At 68.6% G+C, this 5,594-nt stretch carries 5 protein-coding genes; 2 read left to right on the top strand and 3 right to left on the bottom strand.

Annotated features, from left to right (window positions below):
- Window positions 1–204, bottom strand: a 204-nt coding sequence (locus P409_RS25015) for an SDR family NAD(P)-dependent oxidoreductase (protein ID WP_034844914.1), incomplete at its 3' end; no start/stop codon positions are given.
- A gap of 151 nt (window positions 205–355) precedes the next feature.
- Window positions 356–1,762 (bottom strand): glutamine synthetase family protein, encoded by a 1,407-nt coding sequence (locus P409_RS25020; protein ID WP_052121363.1) that lies wholly within the window; start codon window positions 1,760–1,762, stop codon window positions 356–358.
- A gap of 281 nt (window positions 1,763–2,043) precedes the next feature.
- On the opposite strand from P409_RS25020, the gene P409_RS25025 reads away from it, so the two are divergent.
- Entirely contained in the window at window positions 2,044–3,627 is a 1,584-nt protein-coding gene (locus tag P409_RS25025; protein ID WP_052121364.1) for an amino acid permease, read from the top strand.
- A 138-nt stretch (window positions 3,628–3,765) separates the two neighbouring features.
- Window positions 3,766–4,764 carry a D-erythronate dehydrogenase gene (gene denD, locus P409_RS25030; protein ID WP_034844915.1) on the top strand — a complete coding sequence of 333 codons (999 nt, stop codon included), beginning with the start codon at window positions 3,766–3,768 and terminating at the stop codon, window positions 4,762–4,764.
- A 119-nt stretch (window positions 4,765–4,883) separates the two neighbouring features.
- On the opposite strand, the gene P409_RS25035 is transcribed toward denD, so the two are convergent.
- Window positions 4,884–5,594 (bottom strand): alpha/beta hydrolase (locus tag P409_RS25035; protein WP_034844916.1); only part of this gene is annotated, 711 nt, incomplete at its 5' end.

Genomic DNA, 5,594 nt, shown 5'->3' on the forward strand with positions numbered 1-5,594 from the left:
CAGGGCGGCGGCTGCGTCGGTCAGGTCGGCGGCGAGGGTGACGGCGCCCGGCAGCCCGGCCGCGGCGCGGTCGAGATTGGCCTGGGCGCGCGAGACGATCGCCACGCGCGCGCCCTCCGCCTGGAAGGCCTGGGCGCAGGCCAGGCCGATGCCCTTCGATCCGCCGGTCACCAGCACGGTCTTTCCGGTCAGGCCGAGATCCATGGAACGCTCCTTTGTGACGGCGTCACAGTCCCGGTCCGTCATTGCGAGGAGGCGAAGCCGACGAAGCAATCCAGGGGCCACGCCAAACGGCCCTGGATTGCTTCGCTACGCTCGCAATGACGTGTTGGGGTTCACGGGCCGGTACTGCGACTCAGATGATCTCGAAGTACCGTGCCAGCTCCCAATCGGTGATGTGCTTGCGGAATTCGCGCTCCTCCCATTCACGGGTGGCGGCGAAATGCTCCACCCAGTCGTCGCCGAACAGGCCGCGCGCGGGCTTGGAGGCGCGCAGCCGCTGCGCCGCGTCCCACAGGGTGCGCGGCAGCTCCGACTTGCGCGGGAAGGTCTTGGCGTAGGCGTTGCCCTTCACCGGCTCGCCCAGTTCGAGCTGGCGCTCGATGCCCCACAGCCCGGCGCCCAGCGCCGCGGCCAGGACGATGTAGGGGTTGGCGTCGGCGGCGGCGATGCGGAACTCCACCCGCTGGCTCTTCGGCCCGCCCTGGATCACGCGCAGCGCCGTGGTCCGGTTCTCCACCCCCCAGGTGGCCGAGGTCGGCGCCCAGAAGCCGGGCACCAGCCGGGAATAGGCGTTCACGGTCTGCGCGATCATGGCCAGGAACTCCGGCATCAGCGCCTGCTGGCCGGCCACGAAATGGCGCATGACGGCGCTCATTCCGTACGGGTCCTTCGGGTCGTGGAATGCCGGCTTGCCCTTGCCGTCGACCAGCGACATGTGGATATGGCCGCTCTGCCCCGGCACCTCGTTCGACCACTTCGACATGAAGGTGGCCATCAGGTTGTTGCGCTGGGCGATCACCTTGGTGAAGGTGCGGAACAGCGTCGCCTTGTCGGCGGCGGACAGGCCGTCATCGACCGCGATCGCCGCCTCCAGCACGCCGGGGCCGGTCTCGGTGTGCAGCCCCTCGATCTCGCAGTCCAGCGCCTGCATGGTGGACAGGATCTCGTGGTACAGGTCCGACCACACCGTGTTGCGCAGCGTCGAATAGCCGAAGAAGCCGGGCGTCAGGTTGGTCAGGTTGCGGTAGTGCTTCTCGCGCACCGAATGCGGCGTCTCGTCGAACAGGAAGAACTCGTATTCGAACGCCGCCTTCAGGCCGAAGCCCATCCCGGCGGCCTTGTCCAGCATGCGGCGCAAGAGGGCGCGCGGGCACACCGCCTCGGCCTGGTCGGCCAGCTCGCACAGGAAGAAGGGCAGATCGTTCTCGAAGGGCAGGCGGCGCATCGTCTCCGGCAGGATGCGCACCGGCGCGTCCGGATAGGCGGTGTGCCAGCCGGTGTAGCGGGCGTTGTCGTAGAGCGCGTCATGGCTGTCCCAGCCGACGATCACGTCGCAGAAGCCGAAGCCCTTCTCCAGCGCCGACAGGAACTTGTCGCGCGAGATGTACTTGCCGCGCAGGATGCCGTCGACATCGGTCAGCGCCACCTTGACGTGGTTGTAGCTTCCGTCCTGCACCAGCTTGCGCGCATCGTCGGCGGTGAAGCGGGGGACGGCTGCGGCCGCGTGGGGGGCCGCGGCCCGGGATGAGGGTTGCGCCATTCGCTCGAAGTCTCCCGTTTCCTGTCGCCCGCCGCCTGGTCCGGAGGAAGCCGGCGCGGGTCGAGTTGAAGCGCTATTCTGAGCATGCCGAGCGAAGCGGCGGCAAGACGGGCAGCGACGCCGCATGCTCCGGGGCCGCCATTCCTGCAACACTCTTGCCGGCGCTGTGGTTCGGTGAGACAGTTTCGGCCGGATCCGGGCCGATCCGTGTGGGATCTTGCCCGTTTATGTGAGGGAGCGATCCAGGAAGCCATCCAACGACAAACAGGGAGCGCGCATCGATGTCCCAGGACACTCGCGGTCCGGGAAGCCCGCACGACATCTCCGATGATGTGAAGGTGCTGCACAGCATGGGCTATGCCCAGGAGCTGCTGCGGCGGATGTCCGGCTTCTCCAACTTCGCCATCTCCTTCTCGATCATCTGCATCCTGGCCGGCGGCATCACCTCCTTCCAGCTCGCCTTCAGCAGCGTCGGCGGCGCCGGCATCGGCATCGGCTGGCCGGTGGGATGCCTGTTCGCGCTGATCGTCGCCGCGGCCATGGCCCAGATCGCCTCTGCCTATCCGACCGCGGGCGGCCTGTACCATTGGGGGTCGATCCTCGGCGGCCGGTTCTGGGGCTGGGCCACGGCGTGGTTCAACCTGCTGGGCCTGCTGTTCGTGGTCGCCTCGGTCAATGTCGGCACCTATGTGCTGTTCGTGAACGGCCTCGGGCCGCTGTTCGGCATCGATCCGGCATCGCTGACCATCACCCACCAGGTCATCGGCATCTCGCTGATCACCCTGACCCAGGCGCTGTTCAACCATCTCGGCATCCGGGCGACGACGCTGCTGACCGATTTCAGCGGCTACCTGATCTTCGCCGTCGCCATCATCCTGACCATCGCCATGGTCGCCTTCGCGGCCGGGCCGATCGACCTCGGCCGGCTGTTCACCTTCGTCAACAACACCGGCGACCCGGGCGGCGGGGTGTTCCCGGAGGCGCGCGGCGGCCTGTTCGTTGCCTTCCTCCTGGGCCTGCTGCTGCCGGTCTACACAGTGACCGGCTTCGACGCCTCGGCCCACACCTCGGAGGAGACGGTCAACGCCGCCCGCAACGTGCCCCGCGGCATGCTGCAGTCGGTGATCTGGTCGGGCATCTTCGGCTATGTGATGATCTGCTCCTTCGTCCTGGCCATGCCCGACCCGGCCGCCGGCGCGGCGCAGGGCGGCAACGTCTTCTACTGGCTGATGGACGCGGTGATGCCGGGCTGGCTGAAGACGCTGCTGTTCGTCGGCATCGTCCTGGCCAACTATCTCTGCGCCCTGGCCGGCCTGACCTCGACCTCGCGCATGACCTTCGCCTTCGCCCGCGACGGCGGCCTGCCGTTTTCGGACGCGCTGCGCTCGGTCAGCCCAAAATACCGCACCCCGGCGGTCGCGATCTGGACCACCGCGGTGCTGTCGGTGCTGGTGACGCTGTACACGCCGGCCTTCGCCACGCTGGCGACGGCCTGCGCCGTCTTCCTCTACATCTCCTACGCCATGCCGATCGGCGCCGGCATCCTGGCCCATGGCAACAGCTGGACCAGCTTCGGCCCGTTCAGCCTGGGCGGGGCGTTCAAGCCGGTCGCCGCCCTGGCCGTGATCGGCACCGTCCTCCTGTTCTGGATCGGCATCCAGCCGCCCAACGACAAGGTGCTGATCATCACCGTGGCGATGGTCGTGGTGCTGGGCTTCTTCTGGTTCGTGCTGGAGAACCGGCGCTTCCAGGGGCCGCCGATCGGCGAGGCGATCCGCCAGCGCCAGGCCGAGATCGCCGCCGCCGAGCAGGCGGTGGGCGAGGAGGCTGGCGCGGCGCCGGTCGGGGAGGTCGGCAAGGCCTGACCCGCCGGTGTCTCATCCGATAGGGGCGCCCCGGCCGGGCGCCCCTTTTTCTTGCCGTGGGGCCAGGGCCGATCTAAACCATTTAAGTCGTACAATAGAGCCGCCGGTGACCGGCGGCGGGTTCAGGGGAAACGCAGGATGAAGGTCGTCATCACCGGTGGTCTCGGTTTCGTCGGGCTGAACCTGGCCCGGGCGCTGCTGAAGCGGGGCACGCTGACCGGCATCTCCGGCCAGCAGGAGCCGATCGACGCGATCACCCTGTTCGACATGGCGGCGCCGGCCGAGCGGCCGGACGGCCTCGACGACCGGGTGTCGATCGTCACCGGCGACATCTCCGACCGCGCCACCGTGTTCGGCCTGGTCGACCGCGACGACATCTCGGTGTTCCACCTCGCCTCGATCCTGTCGGGCGGCGGCGAGAAGGATTTCGACCTGGCGCTGAAGGTCAATCTCGACGGCGGGCTGAACGTGTTCGAGGCGGTGCGGGCCCGCAAGGGCGGGGCGCAGCGCCTGGTCGCCGCCAGCTCGATCGCCGTGTTCGGCGGCGCGGTGATGCCGAAGACGGTGACCGACGCCACCAAGCAGACCAGCCAGACCACCTACGGCGTCACCAAGACGATCTGCGAACTGCTGGTCAACGACTACAGCCGCAAGGGCTTCTTCGACGGCCGCTCGGCCCGGCTGCCGACCATCTTCGTTCGCCCGGGCAAGCCGAACTCCGCCGCCTCCAGCTTCTGCTCCGGCGTGTTCCGGGAGCCGCTGAACGGCGTCGAATGCGTGCTGCCGGTGACCCGGGCGCAGCTGCCGATGCTGGGCTATCGCAACTGCGTCGCCAGCTTCATCGGCCTGCACGAGGCGCCGGCCGCGGCCCTGGGTGACGACCGCGCCGTCAACCTGCCGAGCCGCGCCTACACGGTCGAGGACATGGTGGCCTCGGTGAAGCGGGTGGCAGAGAAGTACCAGATCAAGCTGGGGCCGATCACGACGAAGCCGGACCCGGTGATCCAGGCGATCGTCGACGGCTGGGCCACCGACGCCTCCTGGGATCGGGCCAAGGCTTTGGGTCTGCCGATCGACGAGAGCATCGACCGCGTGGTCGAGGACTATATCGAGGACTTCCTGCCGTCGCGGCATTGAGGTCGCCGCCCTCTTGCTGTCATTGCCGGGCTTGACCCGGCAATCCAGAAGGTCTCGACTTTCTTTGGATGCCCGGGTCAAGCCCGGGCATGACAGTTTCGGGGGCGGGCCTATCCGACTCACGCCACCCCGGCGGCCTCGAGGATCAGGGCGGCGATCTCCTGCGGGTGCGAGACGATGCCGAGATGGCTCGACGGCAGCTCGATCGTCTTCGCGCCCATCCGCTTGGCCATGAAGCGCTGCAGGTCGGGGTTGATCGTCCGGTCCTGGGCCGAGACCTGGTAGAAGACGGGCTTCGACCGCCACGCCGCCTGGGTCACCTTGGCGTTGAACAGCGTGTCGGAAACGCGGCCCTGGACGGCGTAGAGCACCCGGGCCTTGGCCGGGTCGACATCGCCGGCGAAATCGCGCAGGAACGCCTCCTCGCCCAGCCAGGCCATGCCGCCGCCATGGACCAAGCCGGCGCTGGCCGGCGGCGTCGGGTAGGTCTTGGCCAGGGCGGTGTAGTCCTCATCGGCGTCGGGGGCGCGGGCCGAGCAGTACACCAGCGCCGAGACCTTCGGATGCACGCCGGTCTGGGTGATCACCATCCCGGCATAGGAGTGGCCGACCAGCACGGTCGGGCCGTCCTGCAGGTCGAGGATGCGCCGGGTGAAGGCGCAGTCCTCGTCCAGCGACTGCAGCGGGTTCTGCACCGCCGCGGCGTTGAGGCCTGCCTGCTGCAGCCGCGGGATGATCTCCTGCCAGCAGGATCCGTCGGCATAGGCGCCGTGCACCAGCACGACGTTGCGGGCGCGAGGCGCGGCGACCGGCGCGGCCGGAATGGCGAC

This window comes from Inquilinus limosus MP06, from assembly GCF_000767795.1.
Taxonomy (GTDB): Bacteria; Pseudomonadota; Alphaproteobacteria; order DSM-16000; family Inquilinaceae; genus Inquilinus; species Inquilinus limosus_E.

What these genes read in the sequence shown, in the direction of transcription:
- P409_RS25020 (WP_052121363.1), bottom strand. Translation starts at nt 1,762, where the DNA reads ATGGCGCAACCCTCATCCCGGGCCGCGGCCCCCCACGCGGCCGCAGCC.
- denD (WP_034844915.1), top strand. Translation starts at nt 3,766, where the DNA reads ATGAAGGTCGTCATCACCGGTGGTCTCGGTTTCGTCGGGCTGAACCTG.
- P409_RS25025 (WP_052121364.1), top strand. Translation starts at nt 2,044, where the DNA reads ATGTCCCAGGACACTCGCGGTCCGGGAAGCCCGCACGACATCTCCGAT.